Raw genomic sequence first — 21,295 nt, 5'->3', positions numbered from 1 at the left:
CAAGTGACATTATTATGGCGTTCTTCTTTTTTACTCACAGGGTGACATATTCATAGTTTAACTAAATCAAACGATTAAGTATTTTTGGCGATAAAAGATGAAAAATACCACTCTAACGATGAAACTCAAGTGGCAAAGCTTCTGTCAAACAACTGTAATCAATAACAACAAGAATGCTTGTAGGTGGTCATATGAGAGTTTTTCCTGTCTACGCACCTAAGCTTATCGTTAAGCACGCGCGTATTTTTCTCACTGGTGTTATTTGGGTTAAAGATTTAGGACGATTGGAATTTGAGAAGGGACGGTTTTTACTGCCAAGAAAAAGCCTGCCAAAAGTGAAGCAGGCTATTTTAGAATTGAACGAACTGATCGAAGCGCAGCATCATCAAACTAATGCAGTTTAGATTTCGCTGTTTAACAAGCCAACAAGGCCAGTCACTTTTTCGTTCCAAGAAGTGAGTTCTTCTTGTAGTTGCTGGTTTTGCTCATTCAATTGTTGATTGTGCTCACTCAGCGTAGACGCTTTTTGCTTCTCTTCTTCAAGCTCCATTTTTAGAAGCTCGATAGTTTCGAGTGCAGCCTGGATTTTGGTTTCCAGTTTGGACAGTAATTCAAGGCTCATCTGGAGAGTCCTATGGTTTCTGGATGGGACTGTGATTCTAGCAGTGCCTAGAACTTAAGGAATAGCGATTCTTGCCGTTTGGTTAAAAAACACCCTATTACTGGGTTCTAAATTAAGTTTTTTTGCATTTGTTATTAACTCGTTAGTATTCTTGGTTTTATTTTTTATCGGAATGGTCCATGTCGCCTAGTTTGCTCGCCATACTCCCGCTACTGTTGACCTTAACCTTAGCCCTATTTTTACGCCGCACGCTGGTGGCTTTAGGCGTAGGTATTGTCTCTGGTGCCCTATTAATCGCCCAATTTGATCCTCTGCAAGCTGGGTTGTATTTGCTTGATATCGGTGTAAAACAATTTTATGCCCAAGGTGCTTGGCAAGCTTGGCATCTCAATGTGCTGTTCGCCATGTTACTGCTCGGTAGCATGACGCAATTGTTAGCACGTGGTGGTGCCGTGGGTCAGTTTGGTGATTGGCTATATAGCCGTATTCGTACTGAACGTCAGGCGCGTCTTGGGGTCGTATTTCTTGGTTGGTTAGTGTTTATCGATGGGATTTTCAGTTGTCTTGCTGTCGGCCATGTATGTCAGCCGCTCAGCCAGCGTTATGGTATTCGCCATGAGCAGCTCGCCTATTTAGTTGATTCCAATGCTTCGCCTTTATGCGCGCTATTGCCTTTCTCCAGTTGGGGCCCCTATGTGATGGCGCTTATCGCGGGGATCAGCTTTTTGCCTGTGTCGCCGCTGGAAGCCTTTATTGAGGTAGCCTTATTTAACTTTTACGCCATAGTGACCTTAGGCTTGTCCGTGCTCGTCGCTTGGTATGGCGTAGGTTTTCACTCTTTTGTTGCTGCTACTGCTGTGGAATCCTCCAATACGGTCGAGGTTAAGGGAAATCCTTGGCTGCTCGCAATCCCTATGCTGACTCTGCTGTCTGCTTCAGTGGGATTAACTTTGTGGTCGGGGGCTCAGCAGGTCTCTTCTTGGGATGTATCACTTTGGCTTGCTAAGGCTGATATTGGCGCTTCTATGCGCGATGCTTGTTTGTTGGCAACCTTGGTCACTCTTGCCATGTTAGGCTTGTCTGGGCGACGTTTAACGGCGTTAGTGGGGGATTTGAGCCACGGAGTTCGCATGATCGCCTTCGCCATTGCGATTTTACTCTGCACTTGGATGATTGGCGCTGTGATCCAAGATCTTGGCGTCGCTAAATTATTGGCTGCTTGGGCTAAGGCTTATCTTTCCCCGCACCTGCTGGTTGCGGGAATGTTTTTACTCTGCGCGATAATGGCTTTTGCGACGGGTTCAAGCTGGGGAACATTTGCAATTATGATCCCTATTGGCGCAGAGATTGCCCATAACTTAGATCCTCATTTATTGTTACCTGTACTGAGCGCTGTGATGGCGGGGTCGGTTTTTGGCGACCACTGCTCGCCCATTTCAGATACCAGCGTGCTCAGTGCGACCAGCTCAGGTTGCGCTCCCCATGACCATGTGGTGACTCAGTTGCCCTTTGCTTTGATCGCGGCATGCGCAGCCTTAGTCGGATTTCAATTAGTCAATTTAGCCGTGGCGACGCCGTTAGTGTGGCTGGCCGTGGTGAGCTGTAGTCTAGGATTATTTGTCTTGATGGCACGTTTTTATTCACCTTTGCCCAGATTCGTGGCGCAGACATAAAGTCAGTTTATCGCTAAAATGGCCGATTCGGTTCTTGCTGAGCCATTTATTTAAGTGCATCTGATTTAAGAGATTATCAATATGAGTATTACCCGTTTAGATGTAGGTACCCGCATGAGCAGTATAGTGATCCATCAAGGTACTGTGTATCTGTGTGGTCAAGTGGCGAAGGACAAGTATCAAGGTATCACCGAGCAAACTGTCACTATGCTTGAGGAGGTCGATACCTTGTTAGCGCAGGCGGGAAGTTCGCGTGAGCATTTACTGTCAGCGACTATTTATCTGAAAGATATGGGTGATTATGATGCGATGAATGCGGTATGGGATGCTTGGGTGCCTAAAGGTCATGCGCCAGCCCGTGCTTGTGTGCAAGCCGCTATTGCCGAGCCAGAATATTTGGTTGAAGTCTCAGTGATTGCGGCGGTTGCGGTTTAAGCGCTAAGCTATTTTTCGTCCCGTTTAGAAGCCTGTTTCGATCCCTATTTCGAATCCTGTCACCGAGTGTCATGACTCGGTGAAGCTTTTCCGCAATACACCTCGCTAACTAAACCTGTATTGTTCAGCAGGTCCACTCTCTTCTAACAAAACCCTTTTGCTTTAACCTAATAAGTATTCCATTAAATGTGCAGGGACAAGCGGCGGATGATCCCCATATTGTTCTGAGAGTGCGGTGGCGATAGTCTCAATATCTTGTTGGGCTAAGCCTTGTTCGATAATGGCAAACGCCCAAGGAGCCTCGGTTTTGAGTTTGAGGAAATAAGGCGTTTCGACAAATTGTGCGAGTGAGTAAGCGGAGCCTCCTAAACCATGCCCCCAACCTTCGCTGACCTGAAAGGGTCTATCTAAATGTGCCATATCAAATTCAATGAGATGGGGGTATTGGCCGTTATGCCCACCGATCCAATGACCGATTTCAACCGATAAAATCATAGTTGCCATGTTATATCCTTTGCTTGGCCGCAATGAGTACTCGACCAAATTCAGCATTAGGCTCGAGGGGGGTGATGGCGGCGATATGGTCGAGTCTAAGGGATTGTTTAGTTTGTTGCAGTTGGATGATAAGCCACTCTGTTTTGTCGGCTCTTGTCTGCGTGGTGATGGCTTGACCTTGGCACTGGGTGCCATCAATAAGCTCAATGTTGAGTTGATAACCACGCAGACAGGCGAGTTCGAGATAGTCGTAGTGGGCGCAGGGGATCATTTTATAATCTGACATAGGATCATCTCATTGGAAGTTCGACCACTATTGTGGCAAAAATACTTGCCATTGGCATTATGTGTGACCCAATGCGGATTGTTTTATCCTGTCTCTGAGGCCGTGTGAAAAGTTGAACCAAGCGTGTTAGCGAGTTTTTTATTTGCTTAGACCTTTAGATATGCGCGCCCCTCTTGACTTTATTCCTGTCGCTCCCTAGTCTGCTTGTTCAGTAATCAAGGTGGTATGCGATGGAAATAACTTACAATTTAAAACCTGCGTCCGAGCGCCGTACTGAGCAATTCAAGCCCGAGGGGAATGTGGGCTTTGGTAGCCTCAGAACCGATCATATGTTTTTGATGGATTATCATGACGGACAATGGTGCGATCCGCGCATCGTTCCTTATGGACCATTTGAAATGGCACCGGGTGCAATGGCGTTGCATTATGGCCAGTCGATCTTCGAAGGCGCTAAAGCCTTTATGCATGAAGACGGCGAGATTTATACTTTCCGTATTAATAAGAATGCCGAGCGGATGAATCGCTCCGCCGATATCGTCTGTATTCCCAATATCGATGAACAAATGCAGATGGATGCGATCAATGCGTTGATCGATGTCGATCGCCTCTGGTTCCCGATGCAAGAAGGCGCGTGTCTGTATATTCGTCCTTTTATTTTTGCGACCGAAGACCGCCTCTCTGTGAGCCCAAGTTCGCGTTATACCTTCTGTGTTGTGTTAAGCCCAAGTGGCGCTTATTACGCGGCTGGCGTGAACAAAGGCATACGCTTACTGATCAGCAAAACTTTCCATCGTGCAGTATCGGGTGGCACTGGCGCCTCAAAAGCCGCGGGTAACTATGCTGCTTCGTTGCGTGCGGGTAAAGCAGCGGCAGCCTTTGGTGCATCGCAAGTGTTATATCTCGATTCAACCAATCAACAGATTGAAGAAGCGGGCGCGATGAACCATTTCCACATCTTAAAAGATGGCACTGTGATTATTCCAACCTTCACAGATACTATTTTGAAGTCGATCACCTCGCAATCCATTATGGAATTGGGAGAGATGCTCGGTTGTGAAGTGCGCCAAGAGACTGTCATGCTTGATAAATTTATCGCTGATATTGAATCTGGTGAAATTATCGAGGCGGGTGGTTTTGGGACGGCGGCTGTGGTTTCTGCTGTGGGCTCCTACATTTTTGAAGATGGCCATGTTGTCACTGTCGGTAATGGTGAAGTGGGCGAGCATGTTCAGCGCATCTATAAACTGTATACCGAAATCCAAAAGGGCCATATTAAAGGTCCTGAAGGCTGGGTTAAGCGTGTTGAACGTTTAGCAAAGTAAGGAATTTGTGGTGATGTTTAAAGGCTCCTAGGAGCCTTTTTTATTGGCTGTTTTTGTCGATAATGCCTTAAATCAAAGTGGCTGTGGCTTAGATTGATTTTTGAGTAAGGTTAAACAATCTTCGGCATTTAAGGGTTTACTCAGTAAAAAACCTTGTACTTGATCGCAACCTTGCATCGCCAAGAAGTTGAGCTGTTCTTGGGTCTCTACGCCCTCGGCGACGACATTCAGTTCTAAGCTGTGAGCGAGGGCAATAATGGCGCTGGTGATGGCGGCATCGTCGGGATCATTGGTGATGTCTCTGACGAACTCTCGATCAATTTTCAGCGTGTCTATCGGGAAGCGTTTGAGATAGCTTAGGCTCGAATAACCCGTACCAAAATCATCCACGGCTATGGTCAATCCTAGGGCCTTGAGTTTAGATAGGATGCTGACCGACTCCTGCGGATTGCCCATGATCATTGATTCAGTAAGCTCAAGCTCAAGAGATTGAGCCGGGAGACCTGATACGGCTAAAGCGACTTCGATGGTGGAGATAATGTCCGCCTTCAGTTGGCGAGCCGATAGGTTGACGGCAATAGTGATCCCGTTAAATCCTAAGCTATTCCATTCGGCTAATTGCTGGCAAGCATGATTGATCACCCAATGGCCAATTTGGGTGATGATGCCGGTTTCTTCCGCCAGCGGAATAAACTCGACGGGGGAAATGGGGCCAAGTTCAGTGTGATACCAACGTAAAAGTGCTTCCAGTCCTGTGAGTGAACCATCTCGTAAACAGAATTTAGGTTGATAAACCAAGCTGAGTTCTTTGCGTTGGATAGCTTCCTTTAAACCACTTTCGAGTTGTACATGACGGGTGGCGATTTCATTCAACTTAGAGGTATAAAACTGAAAGTTATTTCGACCTGATGATTTTGCGTGGTACATGGCGGTATCGGCAAATTTAATCAGTGAGTCGGCATTGTCCGCATCGTTAGGGTATAAGCTGATACCAATTGAGGTCGAGATGGTTAGCGTTTTATCGTCCAATAGGAAGGGCGTTTGGAATGCTCTGAGCACTTTTTCTGAGATCAGGGTTGCGGCTTTTGTTTTCGCAACACCTTCTAAAATAATAGTAAATTCATCGCCACCTAAGCGTGCGACAGTATCGCCATCACGCACTGCATTTTGCAGTCGTCTTGCCACGGCTTTCAGTAACAAATCCCCGACATGATGACCCATAGAGTCGTTGATATGTTTAAAGCGGTCGAGGTCTAAGAACAGCAAGGCAACGATATTATTCGCTCTGTGCGCTTGAGTAATCGCGTGGTTGAGCCTGTCTTGAAATAAAGTTCGGTTCGGTAAGCCAGTTAATGTGTCGAAGCTGGCGAGAAAACGCAGATCTTCTTCGGCTTTTTTCCGCTCTGTGATGTCGGTAAATACTGCAACGAAGTGACTGGTTTCACCTTTGATATCGATCACTTGGTTGATTTCAAGCCAGACTAAAATGGCCTGACGTTGTTTATTGCGGATCCACAGTTCTCCGACCCAATGTTTGTGACGCAGTAGCTGTTGTTCAATTGTATTGAACAACTCCCGCTGTTGGCGACTAAAGGCTAAGTGAATGAAATGCCTGTCGGTTATTTGGCGTTCTGTGTACCCTGTAATGGCACAAAATGCTGGGTTGACCGAACGAATTCGATAATTTAATCCTCCCACTACAACGGCTTCGTTCATACTGTTGAGCACTTGTGATGACAGTACCAACTCGTTTTCAATCAGTTTGCGTGAGGTAATGTTGCGGTTGGTCCCTGTCATGCGGATCGGATTATCTAGGCTATCTTTTTCCACCACTTTACCGCGGTCTAAAATCCATACCCAATTACCGGGGGAGCGTTCGACTCGGTACTCTGCTTCGAAGAAAGGCGAACGACCTTGAAGGTGTTCGTTAAGCTCAAATTTGAATCTTTCTCTATCCTCTGAGTGCATGCTCTCATGGGCTATATTGCTGCTATTCCAATGGGGGACTGAAGAATCCATATTGGTACGATAGACGCGATTTTCTGGTATGTTCCAGTCCCACATGCCATCGCCAGAGGCCCAAAGTGCAAGTTTGAGTCGCTCCTCTGAGGCGCGGATACTGGTTTCAAATTCGCGCTGTTGCTGGCGTTTTCTTTTGCGCCAGATAATGATCCAAGCCAACAGCCATAGAGAGAGCAAGCTATAGAGGGCGTAGGCGAACTGAGTTCGATAGAAGGGCGCTTGTACATGAAGATCGACAGAAAGGGCGTAGTCACCTTGAGAGTTGTATTGCAGCCCATGGCGAACATGCAGTTGGTAGTGACCAGGATTAATATTGGTAAAGGTAATTTCATTACCTGTGGGGAGCTCATGCCACTCGTTATCAAATCCCTCAAGAAAATAGCTGAAGCGGTTTTTACCCGTATAGCTGAAATCCAATGAGGTCACCTCAAAACTGATCAGCTGATCGCTATAGTCCATTACTATGCTAGGTGGATGGCTCAAATCGAGAATAGTGTGCCCTTTACCCGCAATACTATAGCCAGTGAGTGCGACTTTAACATCGGGTCGTTGATCTGGAATTGACTTTGGATTGAAACGATTTATGCCATTAATACCACCAAACCAGAGATCGCCATCGCTGTATTCAAGTTTTACGCCACCGTTAAACTCCAGTGCTTGTAGCCCTTCTTGCTCGTTAAATATGATGACACGATTGGTTTTAGGATTGAGCTTTCCTATCCCCGCATTACTACTAAACCAAATGTTGTGTTCTTGATCCTCGAGTAAGGCATAGATGGTATCACTTGGTAATCCCTGATTGCGGGTATAGTGGCTAAAACCTGCATCGGCCTCTTGGGACGGTAGCTTGCTGATCCCACCATGGGTGGCAAACCATACCTCGCCCGACTTTGTGACTAAAATATCGCGGACACGGTTGTTGATCAGGCTGTTTTTGTCTGAGGATTGATGGAAGTAGGATTTACCTGTGCCTGTTTTCATATCCAGCTTAAGGAGGCCATCGAGTGTACCTATCCATAGCGTATCTTTGTGTGTTCTGAGGATTAAAAACTGGTTTTGTGCCGGATAGAAATTATCAATATGTGCCAATGAGATAAAAGTAAATTCATCGGTATCTATCGCCTTACGGTAGAGAGCATTGGTTGTTGCCACCCAGAGGCGACCTTGCTCATCAATATCTAAACTACGGATATAATTGGTTTCTGAGCCTTGATCAGTACGTTCTGTCACCTTGAGTAACTGGAAGTGGCCATCTAGCGCCAGTCGACCTAGCCCATAGTTAGTGGCAAACCAAAGCACGCCATTTTTGTCTTGGTCGATATCTCGCAGGGTAAGATTCAAGTTGCGTTGATGCATCCCTAAGGCATTAGCAAAGAGTTCCGTGTAGTGTTCATATTTCCCATTGGCCAACATGCGTTTAAGCCCAGCACCTTCGGTGCCTATCCATAGCGCATTATCTTGGCTGCGGAACAAGGTGCGAATGTTATTACTTTGTTGCGACAGGTTGGGGATGGATTCGTAAATATGCTGAAAATATTGACGACGGGTATTAATTTTATCTAGACCAGAATAACTGGCACCTAACCATAAATTGCCAAAGGGATCTTGCAGTAAGCTCAGCATGTTATTTTCACTGATACTGTTGGTACGCTTAGGATCATACCTGTGGTAGGTCGCAGTAAATGCCTTATCGTTTCTCTCGAGTTGAATGAGACCAGCTTCTGGCCCAACAACCCAAAAGTCACCCTGCTCAGTTTGGATAAAATCTTTAATGTAAGGCACATTATCGTCTGTCTGCCAGAGGATTTCGCCCTGTTGTGACGCTAAGTTGTAATGCCATAATTGCCCACCCAGAGCTAAGGTGATCGCATTAGCGGAATGTGCCCTAATTTGATGTGCAGTGAGATTCTGCGGGACATTTAAGCGAGTGATAGTATTGGCACTGACAGCAAAGGTGCCGCTATCTTGTGTTCCTGCCAGCAGGTAAGTGTCTTCAACATTGGCTAAGCTGGTGATGTGGGGTTGAACACTATTACCTAAGTTCACTTGGGTAATGCGTTTGGTTTTGGTCGATAGGGAAAATAGTCCTGCTTTAGTACCAATCCAGAGTGTATTGCCTACAACGCTGAGTTTGGTTGTGCGTGGATCGGTAAGCCCTTGTTCTTGGCCAAAGTGTTCAAAGGTCCCTGTGCTCAAATCGAGTCGATTTACCCCTTGGCTGAAAGTCGAAACCCAGATATTACCTTCTGAGTCTTGAATAATGTCAGAGACATAGCTCTCAGAAATACTCCTCGGATCATTGGGTGAATGGGGGAAAATATTGAAGCTGTGACCGTTATAAGCATGCAAACCATCTTGAGTGCCAATCCATAACATACCTGCATTATCCATAAATAGGCTAGTAATCGTATTTTGGGTAAGGCCATCTTCACTGCGAATATGTTCAAATTTAAGCTGTGTGGAAGCCGCGCTCAATGGTTGAGCTAATCCATTGCACGAGATCCCCCACAAACTTAGGATAAAAAGCGTACTTAACATTAGCTTGTGGATTAGTTGACTCAAATTTTCCCCTACCAAAAACGGACCCATCCTGATTAGGTTTCTATTTAGTTTAGTTCTTAGCCTAGACCTTACATGCCATTTTGCTGTAAAAATGCGACTTAAATTGCTGACTTGGTTTAAAAATAACCAAAATCGATGGGCGTGATTCTGTAATAGATCATGCAATATATTAACTGTACCGTTTTACTGCCAATATTCTTTTTATGACGAGTTTGTATTCTGGCGTTTTTGCTAAAGGATCTTAGCATTGTTTCAGGTATGTCAACATATCATGCTAAGACAAATACGGGCGAAGCAGATTAAAATGATGGGCGAGAATAGAAAAAAGACCTTGCCGGAAGGGGGAGAAGCAAGGTCTTTGGTTGAACTGTTTACTTAGATAAAATTACGCAGCGGGCACCCGCACAAAACCTTCCATCAGTACGCGGGCGCTGCGGCTCATAATGGCTTTGACGACCGTCCATTCTCCATTCACTAAGTTTGCTTCAGCACCAACACGCAAGGTGCCAGAGGGATGACCGAAACGTACCGCATCTATTTTGTCTTTGGTGTCTCCGCCTGCGGCTAAGTTGACTAAGGTGCCGGGAATTGCCGCCGCCGTACCAATCGCAACGGCAGCCGTGCCCATCATAGCGTGGTGCAGTTTGCCCATAGACAAGGCGCGTACCAGTAGGTCAATTTCATCTGCATTGACGGTTTTACCGCTCGATGACACATAGGCTTTAGGCTTAGCGACAAAGGCGATCTTAGGCGTATGTTGGCGTGCAACAGCTTCATCAATATGTGAAATCAAGCCCATACGCACGGCGCCATAGGCGCGAATGGTTTCAAATTTAGCCAGGGCGGCATTGTCACTATTAATATCATCTTGTAGCTCAGTGCCAGTGTAGCCTAAGTCTTCTGCGTTGATAAAAATGGTGGGAATGCCCGCGTTGATCATAGTAGCGTTAAAGCTGCCAATGCCCGGCACTTCTAGCACATCGACAAGATTGCCCGTAGGGAACATGCTGCCACCGCCGCCATCTTCGTCCGCAGCTGGGTTCATAAATTCGATTTGCACTTCGGCGGCAGGAAAGGTTACACCATCGAGCTCAAAATCACCGGTTTCTTGCACTTCACCATGGGTGATTGGCACATGGGCGATAATCGTTTTGCCTATGTTGGCTTGCCATATTCGGACTGTGCAGATGCCATTGTGTGGAATGCGGGCCGTATCAATTAGGCCATTACTGATGGCAAAGGCACCGACGGCGGCAGTTAAGTTGCCACAGTTACCGCTCCAATCGACAAAGGGTTTATCGATGGCCACTTGGCCGAAGAGGTAATCGACATCGTGATCGGTTTGGGTGCTAGGGGAGAGAATCACGGTTTTGCTGGTGCTCGAGGTTGCTCCGCCCATGCCATCGATTTGTTTACCGTAAGCGTCTGGGCTGCCTATCACTCGCAGTAACAAGGCATCACGGGCGGCACCTGCAACTTGTGCGGCCTTAGGTAAATCCTGCAGACGGAAAAACACGCCCTTGCTGGTGCCGCCGCGCATATAAGTCGCGGCGACTTTGATTTGTGGCGCGTGGATTGTTGAAGCATTCATTTATTAACTCCAAAAGGACTCCCAATGGAGTCCAAATGAGCGCCAGTAACTTAATGGTGAAGTCGCTGGCGCTCGGTTTCGCTAGCTGATATTTAAGCGTCGTATCTAACCAGACTCGAGCGTCGATTCAAATGTCGACTCAAGCCTGATTTGATTCAAGAAAGTCCTGTGCGAAGCGTTGCAATACGCCGCCCGCCTCGTAGATAGACACTTCTTCGGCGGTATCGAGACGACACGTCACCGGTACTTCGATGCGCTCACCGTTTTTACGGGTGATAACGACAGTTAAGTCCGCTCTTGGCGCTGGCGTGCCTAGGACATCGAACACTTCTGTGCCGTCTATACCGTAGGTGGCGCGGTTGTCGCCCGCTTTAAATTCCAGCGGCAACACGCCCATACCGACTAAGTTAGTGCGATGAATGCGCTCGAAACCTTCGGCAACAATGGCCTCAACGCCCGCTAAACGCACGCCTTTGGCAGCCCAGTCGCGGGACGAACCTTGGCCGTAATCTGCGCCCGCTATGATGATCAGCGGCTGCTTACGTTCCATATAGGTTTCAATCGCTTCCCACATACGGGTCACTTGACCTTCTGGCTCGATACGCGTCAGTGAACCTTGTTGCACTTTACCGTCAACGATTGCCATCTCGTTTTTAAGTTTAGGGTTGGCAAAGGTCGCACGTTGGGCGGTTAAGTGATCGCCCCTGTGGGTGGCGTAGGAGTTAAAGTCTTCCTCCGGCAAGCCCATTTTGTGCAGATATTCGCCCGCGGCGCTGTCCATCATAATGGCGTTAGAGGGCGATAAATGGTCGGTGGTGATGTTGTCACCCAGTACCGCCAGTGGTCGCATATCCTTGAGTGCGCGTTCACCCGCCAATGCGCCTTCCCAGTAAGGTGGGCGACGAATATAAGTAGATTGCGGACGCCAATCGTACAGCGGGCTGATTTTTTCGCCGTAATCGACGGCTAAATCGAACATGGGCTCGTACACTTTGCGGAACTGCTCAGGTTTAACACTGGTCGCAATGACGGCATCGATTTCTTCATCCGATGGCCAAATGTCGATAAGTTTGACAGGGTTGCCGTCTTTATCTAATCCCAACACATCCTTTTCGATATCGAAACGTATGGTGCCTGCAATCGCGTAGGCGACGACCAATGGCGGCGATGCTAAGAAAGCTTGTTTTGCATAGGGATGAATACGGCCATCAAAGTTTCGGTTACCCGATAACACTGCGGTAGCGTACAAGTCGCGGTCGATCACTTCTTTTTGAATCACAGGATCCAGCGCGCCGCTCATACCGTTACACGTCGTACAGGCAAACCCAACAATCCCAAAACCGAGTTGTTCAAGTTCAGGCAATAGCTTGGCTTCTTCCAAATACAACTGCACCGCTTTTGAGCCGGGGGCGAGTGAGGTTTTGACCCAAGGTTTGCGGCTTAAGCCTTTAGCGTTGGCGTTGCGGGCAATGAGACCTGCAGCAATCACGTTGCGTGGGTTACTGGTGTTAGTACAGCTGGTAATCGCCGCAATAATCACAGCCCCATCGGGCATTAAGCCGGGCTCGTTTTCGACTACGCCGCTAATTCCGCGCTCAGCCAATTCTGATGTTGGCACCCGTGCATGTGGGTTTGATGGCCCTGCAATGGTGCGCACCACCGAAGATAAATCAAAACGCAGTACGCGTGGATAGTGCACTTCGGTCAAGCTGTCGGCCCACAAACCTGCGGTTTTGGCATAGGTTTCAACCAGTTTAACTTGCTCGGCTTCGCGGCCAGTTAAGGTCAAATAATCTAAGGTTTGCTGGTCGATGTAGAACATGGCCGCAGTGGCACCAAATTCAGGCGTCATGTTCGAAATCGTGGCGCGATCGCCTAATGTCAGCGCCGCTGCGCCTTCACCGAAGAACTCTAAGTAAGATGAGACGACTTTTTGTGCGCGTAGAAACTCGGTCAAGGCTAATACGATATCGGTAGCCGTAATGCCTGGCTGTGGTCTGCCCGTGAGCTCGACACCGATAATGTCCGGTAGACGCATATAGGATGCGCGCCCTAGCATGACGCTTTCGGCTTCTAAGCCGCCGACACCTATGGCGATAACGCCGAGCGCATCAACGTGCGGCGTGTGGCTATCGGTACCGACTAAGGTATCGGGGAAGGCCACGCCATTGCGTGAATGCACCACAGGCGACATACGCTCTAAGTTAATTTGGTGCATGATGCCGTTACCCTGAGGGATAACATCAATGTTTTTAAAGGCTTTTTGCGTCCAATCAATAAAGTGGAATCTGTCTTCGTTGCGTCTGTCTTCGATGGCGCGGTTTTTGGCAAAGGCGTCTTTATCAAAACCACCAAATTCGACAGCGAGTGAGTGATCCACAATTAATTGTGTTGGTACAACAGGGTTCACTTTGGCCGGATCGCCACCCTTAGCGGCAATAGCGTCACGCAGACCCGCAAGGTCAACTAAAGCGGTTTGCCCCAAAATATCATGGCACACCACGCGGGCAGGAAACCAAGGGAAATCCAGTTCTTGCTTAGATTCGATAATCTGTTTTAGCGAGTCGGTCAAAACGGCCGGATCGCAGCGACGGACTAAGTTTTCAGCTAAAACGCGCGAGGTGTAAGGTAGCTTGGCATACGAGCCAGCTTGAATGGCTTCTACGGCTTCGCGGGTATCGAAGTAATCGAGTTGAGTGCCGGGTAAGGGCTTGCGATATTGGGTATTCATAGCAGTGCTCATAACATCATCCATTTCGGAAAATGAAGTTGGCGCGAGACTTACATTGAGTGAAATCTCACGCCAAGTGTGGTCAATTTTGCTTAACGGTTGGCAATCGCTACCACTTTGCGCGGTGCAACGCCCACATAATCGGCACTCGGGCGGATGATGCGGTTGTTAGAGCGTTGCTCCATCACGTGCGCCGCCCAGCCTGTGACGCGTGAACACACGAAGATTGGCGTAAACAACTTAGTCGGAATATCCATGTAGTGGTAAGCGCTGGCGTGGAAGAAGTCAGCATTACAGAAGAGTTTTTTCTGTTCCCACATCAGGGCTTCGCAGGCAACTGATACGCGGTATAGGCGGTCGTCACCGTTGGCCGCCGCCAGTTTTTCTGACCATTCTTTGATGATGGCATTACGTGGATCGTTGTCGCGGTAAATCGCGTGGCCGAAGCCCATGATCTTATCTTTACGCTCGAGTTTGCCCATTAAGATGTCGCGCGCATCGGCTTCATCTTTCATATCTTGGATCAGTTCCATCGCCGCTTCGTTCGCGCCGCCATGCAGCGGGCCGCGCAGTGAACCAATCGCCCCAGTGACGCATGAATGCATATCTGACAAGGTTGAAGCGCATACGCGGGCGGTAAAGGTTGATGCGTTAAATTCATGTTCTGCATAAAGAATTAACGATACGTCCATCACTTTAGCATGCAGTGCCGACGGCGCTTTACCATGTAACAAGTGCAGGAAGTGTGCGCCAATTTGATCGTCATCGGTTTCAGTATCAATACGTACGCCATCGTGGCTAAAGCGATACCAGTAACAGATGATTGATGGGAAGGCGGCGAGTAAACGGTCGGTAATTTCACTCTGTTCGCTAAAGCTGTGCTCGGCTTCTAAGTTGCCTAGCATAGAGCAGCCAGTACGCATCACATCCATAGGATGAGTGTCGGCTGGAATGCGCTCCAATACTTCTTTTAATGCTTGCGGCAGACCGCGAAGGCCTTTGAGTTTGGTTTTGTAGGCATCAAGTTGGGCTGCCGTGGGCAGCTCGCCGTAAAGAATAAGGTAGGCGACTTCTTCGAAGGTGGCATTTTCACCGAGATCTTTCACATCATAACCGCGGTACGTTAGGCCGCTGCCTGACACGCCCACTGTGCTCAATGCTGTTTCGCCTGCGCTCTGGCCACGTAATCCTGCACCGCTTAGTTTTTTCGCTTCTGACATAATCCTTCCCTTCCGTTAACTCTATGTGGTTATTGCTGGCGGATTTCAGTGCTCATTTCAGAGCACTTATTCGCCGACATTTATTGGTTAAGGCTGCACTTTTTATTTAATTTGTTTAACGCTAAATCTGTTTTAACGTCAAACCCTGTAGGGTTGCAGCTTTTCGGTTATTTATCTTGGCTGAACAGTTGATCTAACTTGTCTTCAAAGGCGTGGTAGCCCAAGTATTTATACAAGTCTTTACGGGTCTGCATAGTGTCTAGCACATTGCGTTGATGACCATCATTCATCAGCGCTTGCATGACGTTCAGTGCGGCTTGGTTGGCTGCACGGAAAGTACCGAGTGGGTAGAGCACCATGTCGGCACCCGCCTCGGCGAGTTCTTCTTTATTGAACAATTGGGTTTGACCAAATTCAGTCATGTTGGCCAAAATCGGCGCTTTTACCTGTGCTTTAAAATGGCGATATTGGTCTAGCTCAGTTAAGGCTTCGGCGAAGATCATGTCGGCACCGGCGGCGATATACGCTTGAGCGCGTTCAATTCCCGCTTCTAAACCTTCCACGGCAACCGCATCGGTACGCGCCATGATCACAAAGTTAGGATCGGTACGGGCATCGACGGCCGCTTTAATGCGATCGACCATTTCTTCAATGCTCACGACTGCTTTGTTGGGTCTGTGACCGCAACGCTTTTGCGACACTTGGTCTTCCATGTGCACAGCAGCGACGCCGATTTTTTCGAATTCTTTGATGGTACGAGCAATGTTGAATGCGCCGCCCCAGCCAGTATCTATATCGACCAATAAAGGCACCTGCGTGGCAGAGGTGATGCGGCCTGCATCAATCAGCACGTCATTCATTGAGGTCATGCCCAAGTCAGGCAAACCGTAGGAAGCATTGGCAACGCCAGCGCCCGAAAGATACAAGGCTTGGAAGCCAGTTTGCTCTGCCATTAAGGCAAAATAGGCATTGGTGGTGCCAACGATTTGTAACGGTTTGGCCTTAGCAAGAGCTTGGCGAAAACGTAATCCTGCGCTTTGGGTCATGGTTTTATCCTTTTCCATTTTATGGGAAGTGGGCATATTGAGCCGTAAGAACTTAGCTAATGTTGGCTAAGGTTTCTTTTGCGGCTGCATTGGCTTGCAATTCAATTAAGCGTAATTCGGTATTTTTACGCCCCTGTTCGATATGGCGGCGCATCAGCAAACTGGCCAACTCACCATCGCGCTGGGCAATGGCTTCGACTATGCGTCTGTGTTCGGCAATCGCTTTCACTGGGCGATTTTTATTGGTGCACTGGTAGCGGTACATACGTAGCAGGTGATACAGGCCGCCGACTAAGGTTTCCTGCAGATGCTTGTTACCGCTGGCTTGAATAATTTGGTAGTGGAAGTCGACATCGCCTTCCTCTTGGAAGTAAGTATCGCCCTTGGCGAGCGCCGCTTCTTGCGTTGCGAGCAGATCTTCTAATTTGGCTAATTGTTCTGGGGTAATACGGCTGGCGGCGAGTTCGCAGGCCATGCCTTCAAGCACGCTACGTAGTTGATATAAATCGTTAAGTTCACTCACTGTTAGCTGGGCGACGCGGGCACCAACATGGGGCGCACGCACCACTAAACGTTGTCTTTCTAAGGTTTGCAGTGCTTCGCGGGTCGGGCCGCGGCTGATGCCGTATTTTTCGGCCAGTGCTTGCTCGTTAATCTTGCTGCCTGCAGGCAGTTCGCCCTTGATGATGCTGGTTTGGATCTGCACCAAAATTTGATCGGCTAATGTGGTCGACGTCTTATCTGCCGAGGTCGATTTGACCTTGTGCAGGTGGGGAACTTGAGTGTCATCAGAAACGAACGTCGTGTCTTGCTTCAACATAGAACGCATCACTATTAATAGGATTGTCGACAATGGGTAAAAAATAGCCCTCCCTTGGCAGATTGTCAACAATGTGTTTACTTAGACGTAAGTCTATATTTCAATGAATTTCTGTTTTTATTGTTGATTTTTATCATTTTATTTTTATTATCTCGTTATTAATATTTTATGTTATGAATATTTAAATATTAAATTGTCAACAATGGAGTGGTTTTAACCTTCCAACCTTGTTGCGGATGTTGATGGTTTTGGGGAAAATCATCCAAATGCATTTGGCATGTTTATCCTTCACGTTATGCTATGGGCGGAATGAGACATTTGGGGATGACAGTGGAAAAAGTGTTAGTGAGTAGTTGTTTACTCGGACAAGCGGTGCGCTACGACGGTGGCCATAACTTGATGGAGAGCGAGCTGGTGCAAACGTGGCTCGAGCAAGGGCGGATTGTGGCGATTTGTCCCGAATGTGCAGGCGGTTTGCCAACACCTAGACCGCCAGCGGAGCGGATTGGACAGCGCATCTTAACTGCCCAAGGTGAGGATGTGACCCACGCTTTTAGTCTGGGAGCTGATCTCGCACTTAAGCTGGCGCAGCAACACGGGATTAAAGTGGCGATTTTAAAAGCCCGTAGTCCATCCTGTGGTAATAGGCAGATTTACGATGGTCAATTTGTAAAACAGTTAATTGCGGGACAAGGATTAACGGCTGAAAAACTCAGCGCCGCAGGAATAACCGTATTCAATGAATTGGAGTTATCCGCTGCAGCGGCATGCGTTGCTGAACTAGAGCAAAGCTAGAGACGAGCTAGCTTGCTTGAGTGTGATTGGGGCTGGTGGCCTTATTGTTCACACTTTGATGTGTTTGGAGTAAAGCATGAATTTGTTGATCTTTTTCCGCCCACACTTGGTTTAACCAGCGTTGGAATTCGACGCGGTACTCAGATTCAGAGAAATAACGTGCCGCATCGACCTGAGGCACGGGCAGGGCGTTAATTCGCACAATAATCTTACTGACCTTACCATTCATTACCCCAAACAGAATATCTTCAGGCGCATCTGGGTAGACGATTGTCATATCCAGCAGGTTAGTAAATTGTTCGCCCATAGCTGATAAGGTAAAGGCGATACCACCCGCTTTAGGACGTAACAAACGTTGATAAGGCGAGTTTTGGCGCTGATGTTTATCTTGGGTAAAACGGCTGCCTTCAACATAGTTAATGATTGACGTGGGCATATTGCTAAACTTGGCACAGGCGCGGCGTGTGGTCGCTAAATCTTTGCCCTTAAGCTTTGGATTCTTTTTAAGTTTTGCTGGGCTGGTTCTATTCATAAATGGCATGTCCAGCGCCCAACATCCTAGGCCCATGATGGGCACATAGATGAGTTCTTTTTTGAGGAAGAACTTCAGCATGGGAATGTGGTTACGTAACACGTAAGTTTGCGCGGCGATATCGAATCCACTGAGGTGGTTGCTGATCAGTAAATACCAGCTGTTTTTATCGAGTCCTTCGAGCCCTTTGACATCCCACTCAATTTTAGCGATCAAATACAAGATGCCACCGTTGCAGCAGGCCCAAGCCCACATAAAACGGTTCATGACCGCAGTCACCGCATTGCGCGCACCTTGTGCTGGCATCACAAGTTTCACTAATCCGCCAAGGCTGATAAGCGAGCCCCAAACGGCGGTATTAATGATCAGCAAGCTTAAGCTCAGCATAAACAACACTGAACCAGGCAGGAAATTCAACATAGTGGCGTTACCTTTATTCTTTATTCGCTTGGCTAGCGAGTTGGCTTAACACTTGATCCTTAGTGAGCCAGAGTTGATTCAGTTGTTCTTGGAAGCCAATTTTAAAATCGCGGTCATTCATATAATCGCCGCGCATTGCAGGATCAATATCGGAGACCTTGATGTGTACTTTAACGCTTGGCAACTTGCCTGTCAGGTAGTCCCAATAGCTCGGTACTGCGTCTGGGTAGTAAATGGAGACATCGACTAGCTTGTGGATCTGTTCACCCATGGCTGATAGCGCGAAGGCCATACCGCCCGCTTTAGGTTTTAGCAAATGTAGGAACTGTGAGTTTTGTTTTTGATGCTTAGCCTTGCTGAAGCGCGTGCCTTCGACAAAGTTCATCACACTCACAGGCTTAGCCTTAAACTTAGCACAGGCTTTACGTGTAATTTCAATGTCTTTGCCCTTTAACTTAGGATTCTTACGCAACTGCGCTGTGCTATAACGACGCATAAAAGGAAAATCGAGTGCCCACCAAGCTAGGCCTAATACAGGCACAAAAATCAGCTCTTGCTTGAGGAAAAACTTTAAGAAAGGGATTTTTCGGTTAAAAATCCGCTGCAGGATCAGGATATCGACCCAAGACTGGTGGTTGGCAATCACCATATACCACTCTTTAGTGGAAAAGTCGGTGTCACCACTCAGTTCTATTTTAACGGGATGTAAGCAACGCTCAATCACGCCATTGACGCTGATCCAAGCGCTGGCACAAAAATCGAGCACATGACTAGTCGCAGTCCTTAATGGACTGATAGGTATCAGTTTTATAAAACTGATTAACACGATTGGGATAGTCCAAAAGACGGTATTTATAACGTAACCTAAAAATGCAATACAGCCTTTTATCTGTGAAAACAGCATTCCCATCCGAGCCCCCTGACAAAAATTGGAGGCCTATGTTACTCGGTGTAGGCGTTTGGCTCAATCTTAGGCACAGCTGGTCGGTGCATTTGTTCATCTTCACTGTAAAGCTGCTGACTCAATATTGCTGGGATAGTCGTGCCAGCAACCTATCCATAGCACGATAACCCAGTGCTTGGGCAAGATGACGGCGTTCGGTATTAGTGGCTTGTTCAAGATCGGCGATAGTGCGGGCGACTCTTTGTATACGATGAAAACTGCGAACAGATAGGCCAAGCTTGACCACGCTTTGCTCCAAAAACACTAAATCAGCATCACTGAGTCCGCTGAAGCGTTTCAATTGTTTCCCTGTAAGTTCGCTATTGAGCACACCAGCACGGGCAAGTTGTAGCTCACGCGCTAGCTTAACTCGTTTGGCGATATCTTGGCTGGTTTCTGTCTGCGGCGCGGCTTGAGTCAAAGTGCCCGCGGGAAGTTTGGGCACTTCTATGGTCAAGTCGAAACGATCGAGAAACGGACCTGAAAGCCGCGAAAGATAACGTTGGATTTGTTCTGGGCTGGATCTATGATGGCTATCCAAGTCGCCACTAGGGCTAGGATTCATCGCTGCGATTAATTGGAATCGACTTAAAAATGTCAGCTTAGCGGCGGCGCGGGAAATCACTACTTCGCCGGTTTCCATCGGTTCACGCAGGCAATCTAAGACTTTACGAGGAAATTCAGCCACTTCATCCAAGAATAATACACCGCGATGAGCGAGGGAGATCTCCCCTGGTTTTGGGATACTGCCACCGCCCACGAGGGAAATCGAAGAACTCGTGTGGTGCGGCGCCCTAAATGGTCGCTGTAAAAAATGCTGCGGTTTTATGTCGAGTCCAGCAACGGAATGAATTGCCGCCACTTCTAACGCTTCCTCATAATTGAGTGCGGGCAATAGCGCCATCATGCGGCTGGCAAGCATGGTCTTGCCAGTACCCGGCGGGCCTAGCATCAAGAGGTTGTGGTTACCCGCAGCGGCAATTTCGAGTGCTTGCTTGGCCTGATATTGGCCAATCACATCGCTCAGGCAAGTATGGGACTCGGGTGTCTCTTGGCTTACCCATTCTAACTGTGGCGCCAGTGTGGGCAGTTGATTTTGCCCTTGTAAATACGCGGCTAGACTTTGCAGATGCGACCCAAATAACACATTGGGATAGCCGACTAGCTCTGCATCGTGGCGGTTATCTAGCGGTAAGACCAAGGTATGGTCTTGGCGCTTCGCCGCGATAATCGCGGGCAATAACCCTTGGCAGTAACGTATGTGCCCAGACAGTGCCAGCTCGCCGACAAACTCGATATTTTTTAAACTGTTAATGGGAATCTGTTCCGAAGCGGCCAATATGCCCACGGCGATGGGTAAGTCGTAGCGGCCACCTTGTTTAGGTAAATCAGCTGGCGCGAGATTGACGGTTATCCGCCGCATTGGAAACTCGAATCCCGCATTGATCAAGGCACTGCGTACTCGCTCACGGGCTTCTTTTACCGAAGCTTCGGGTAAGCCTACAAGATTAAATGCTGGTAAGCCGTTGCTGAGATGCACTTCAACTGTGACTTGAGGAGCTTCGACTCCACAACTGGCTCGAGTATTGACGCAGGCAATCGCCATAAACAAATCCTTTTGTTGATCTTTTTCGCTGAATTTGAGTGTAGCAGTAATTAATGGGAGGGGTTTCCTATCGCCTAGGTCGTTGCCCTTCTCATTAGCAAGCCGTTGACTCCGGCTTTGCTAATCGTGTGATAGGCTTGGCAATTTGCCTTATTTGAAGATGGCAAATAGTTG

Annotated in this window: 17 protein-coding genes; 5 read left to right on the top strand and 12 right to left on the bottom strand. The window is 47.9% G+C overall.

Annotated features, from left to right (window positions below; translation table 11 throughout):
• The first annotated feature begins 191 nt into the window (after window positions 1–191).
• A complete protein-coding gene (locus tag KO531_RS17145) occupies window positions 192–404 on the top strand; it encodes a DUF1107 domain-containing protein (RefSeq protein ID WP_006083486.1) in 213 nt (70 codons plus the stop codon).
• On the opposite strand, the gene KO531_RS17140 is transcribed toward KO531_RS17145, so the two are convergent.
• Window positions 401–622 (bottom strand): cell division protein ZapB, encoded by a 222-nt coding sequence (locus tag KO531_RS17140; protein WP_131524947.1) that lies wholly within the window; start codon window positions 620–622, stop codon window positions 401–403. The two genes, KO531_RS17145 and KO531_RS17140, sit on opposite strands and share 4 nt — an antisense overlap.
• A 179-nt stretch (window positions 623–801) precedes the next feature.
• On the opposite strand from KO531_RS17140, the gene KO531_RS17135 reads away from it, so the two are divergent.
• Window positions 802–2,295: a Na+/H+ antiporter NhaC family protein gene (locus KO531_RS17135; RefSeq protein WP_219251782.1), complete on the top strand. Its 1,494-nt coding sequence runs from the start codon at window positions 802–804 to the stop codon at window positions 2,293–2,295.
• An 81-nt stretch (window positions 2,296–2,376) separates the two neighbouring features.
• Window positions 2,377–2,730, top strand: coding sequence for a RidA family protein (locus tag KO531_RS17130; protein ID WP_173248029.1), 354 nt, complete (start codon window positions 2,377–2,379; stop codon window positions 2,728–2,730).
• A 162-nt stretch (window positions 2,731–2,892) separates the two neighbouring features.
• On the opposite strand, the gene KO531_RS17125 is transcribed toward KO531_RS17130, so the two are convergent.
• Complete coding sequence (locus KO531_RS17125; RefSeq protein WP_219251781.1) at window positions 2,893–3,234, bottom strand: hypothetical protein; 342 nt, start codon at window positions 3,232–3,234, stop codon at window positions 2,893–2,895.
• A 1-nt stretch (window position 3,235) separates the two neighbouring features.
• Window positions 3,236–3,511 carry a Rho-binding antiterminator gene (locus tag KO531_RS17120; RefSeq protein WP_219251780.1) on the bottom strand — a complete coding sequence of 92 codons (276 nt, stop codon included), beginning with the start codon at window positions 3,509–3,511 and terminating at the stop codon, window positions 3,236–3,238.
• A gap of 230 nt (window positions 3,512–3,741) precedes the next feature.
• Between KO531_RS17120 and KO531_RS17115 the strand changes: the two genes are divergently transcribed.
• Window positions 3,742–4,833: a branched-chain amino acid aminotransferase gene (locus KO531_RS17115; RefSeq protein ID WP_131524942.1), complete on the top strand. Its 1,092-nt coding sequence runs from the start codon at window positions 3,742–3,744 to the stop codon at window positions 4,831–4,833.
• A gap of 72 nt (window positions 4,834–4,905) precedes the next feature.
• On the opposite strand, the gene KO531_RS17110 is transcribed toward KO531_RS17115, so the two are convergent.
• The 6 genes from KO531_RS17110 to KO531_RS17085 form a co-directional block, all read right to left on the bottom strand.
• Window positions 4,906–9,432, bottom strand: a complete 4,527-nt coding sequence (locus tag KO531_RS17110) for an EAL domain-containing protein (RefSeq protein ID WP_219251831.1) — start codon at window positions 9,430–9,432, stop codon at window positions 4,906–4,908.
• A gap of 370 nt (window positions 9,433–9,802) precedes the next feature.
• Window positions 9,803–11,008, bottom strand: coding sequence for a 2-methylaconitate cis-trans isomerase PrpF (prpF, locus tag KO531_RS17105; protein WP_219251779.1), 1,206 nt, complete (start codon window positions 11,006–11,008; stop codon window positions 9,803–9,805).
• A gap of 139 nt (window positions 11,009–11,147) precedes the next feature.
• On the bottom strand, window positions 11,148–13,751 hold the full coding sequence (gene acnD / locus KO531_RS17100; RefSeq protein WP_219251778.1) for a Fe/S-dependent 2-methylisocitrate dehydratase AcnD: 2,604 nt from the start codon (window positions 13,749–13,751) through the stop codon (window positions 11,148–11,150).
• 80 nt (window positions 13,752–13,831) lie between these two features.
• The gene (gene prpC, locus KO531_RS17095) at window positions 13,832–14,959 is read right to left on the bottom strand and encodes a 2-methylcitrate synthase (RefSeq protein WP_219251777.1); all 1,128 of its coding nucleotides are present in this window, start codon (window positions 14,957–14,959) and stop codon (window positions 13,832–13,834) included.
• Between the two features lie 167 nt (window positions 14,960–15,126).
• On the bottom strand, window positions 15,127–16,005 hold the full coding sequence (prpB, locus tag KO531_RS17090; protein ID WP_006084450.1) for a methylisocitrate lyase: 879 nt from the start codon (window positions 16,003–16,005) through the stop codon (window positions 15,127–15,129).
• 52 nt (window positions 16,006–16,057) lie between these two features.
• Window positions 16,058–16,825, bottom strand: coding sequence for a GntR family transcriptional regulator (locus tag KO531_RS17085; protein ID WP_006084449.1), 768 nt, complete (start codon window positions 16,823–16,825; stop codon window positions 16,058–16,060).
• Between the two features lie 300 nt (window positions 16,826–17,125).
• Between KO531_RS17085 and KO531_RS17080 the strand changes: the two genes are divergently transcribed.
• Window positions 17,126–17,620, top strand: coding sequence for a DUF523 domain-containing protein (locus tag KO531_RS17080; protein WP_113941620.1), 495 nt, complete (start codon window positions 17,126–17,128; stop codon window positions 17,618–17,620).
• 7 nt (window positions 17,621–17,627) lie between these two features.
• Here the strand turns inward: KO531_RS17080 and KO531_RS17075 are convergent, their stop codons facing one another.
• From KO531_RS17075 to KO531_RS17065, 3 genes are all read right to left on the bottom strand, one after another.
• Entirely contained in the window at window positions 17,628–18,572 is a 945-nt protein-coding gene (locus KO531_RS17075) for an acyltransferase (RefSeq protein WP_219251776.1), read from the bottom strand.
• 13 nt (window positions 18,573–18,585) lie between these two features.
• A complete protein-coding gene (locus KO531_RS17070; protein WP_219251775.1) occupies window positions 18,586–19,482 on the bottom strand; it encodes an acyltransferase in 897 nt (298 codons plus the stop codon).
• A 112-nt stretch (window positions 19,483–19,594) separates the two neighbouring features.
• The gene (locus KO531_RS17065) at window positions 19,595–21,121 is read right to left on the bottom strand and encodes a YifB family Mg chelatase-like AAA ATPase (RefSeq protein ID WP_219251774.1); all 1,527 of its coding nucleotides are present in this window, start codon (window positions 21,119–21,121) and stop codon (window positions 19,595–19,597) included.
• Window positions 21,122–21,295: the final 174 nt, after the last annotated feature.

The organism is Shewanella sp. NKUCC06_TVS, from assembly GCF_019345515.1.
Classification (GTDB): domain Bacteria; phylum Pseudomonadota; class Gammaproteobacteria; order Enterobacterales; family Shewanellaceae; genus Shewanella; species Shewanella oncorhynchi.
This window is presented reverse-complemented; position numbering and strand designations above follow the sequence as displayed.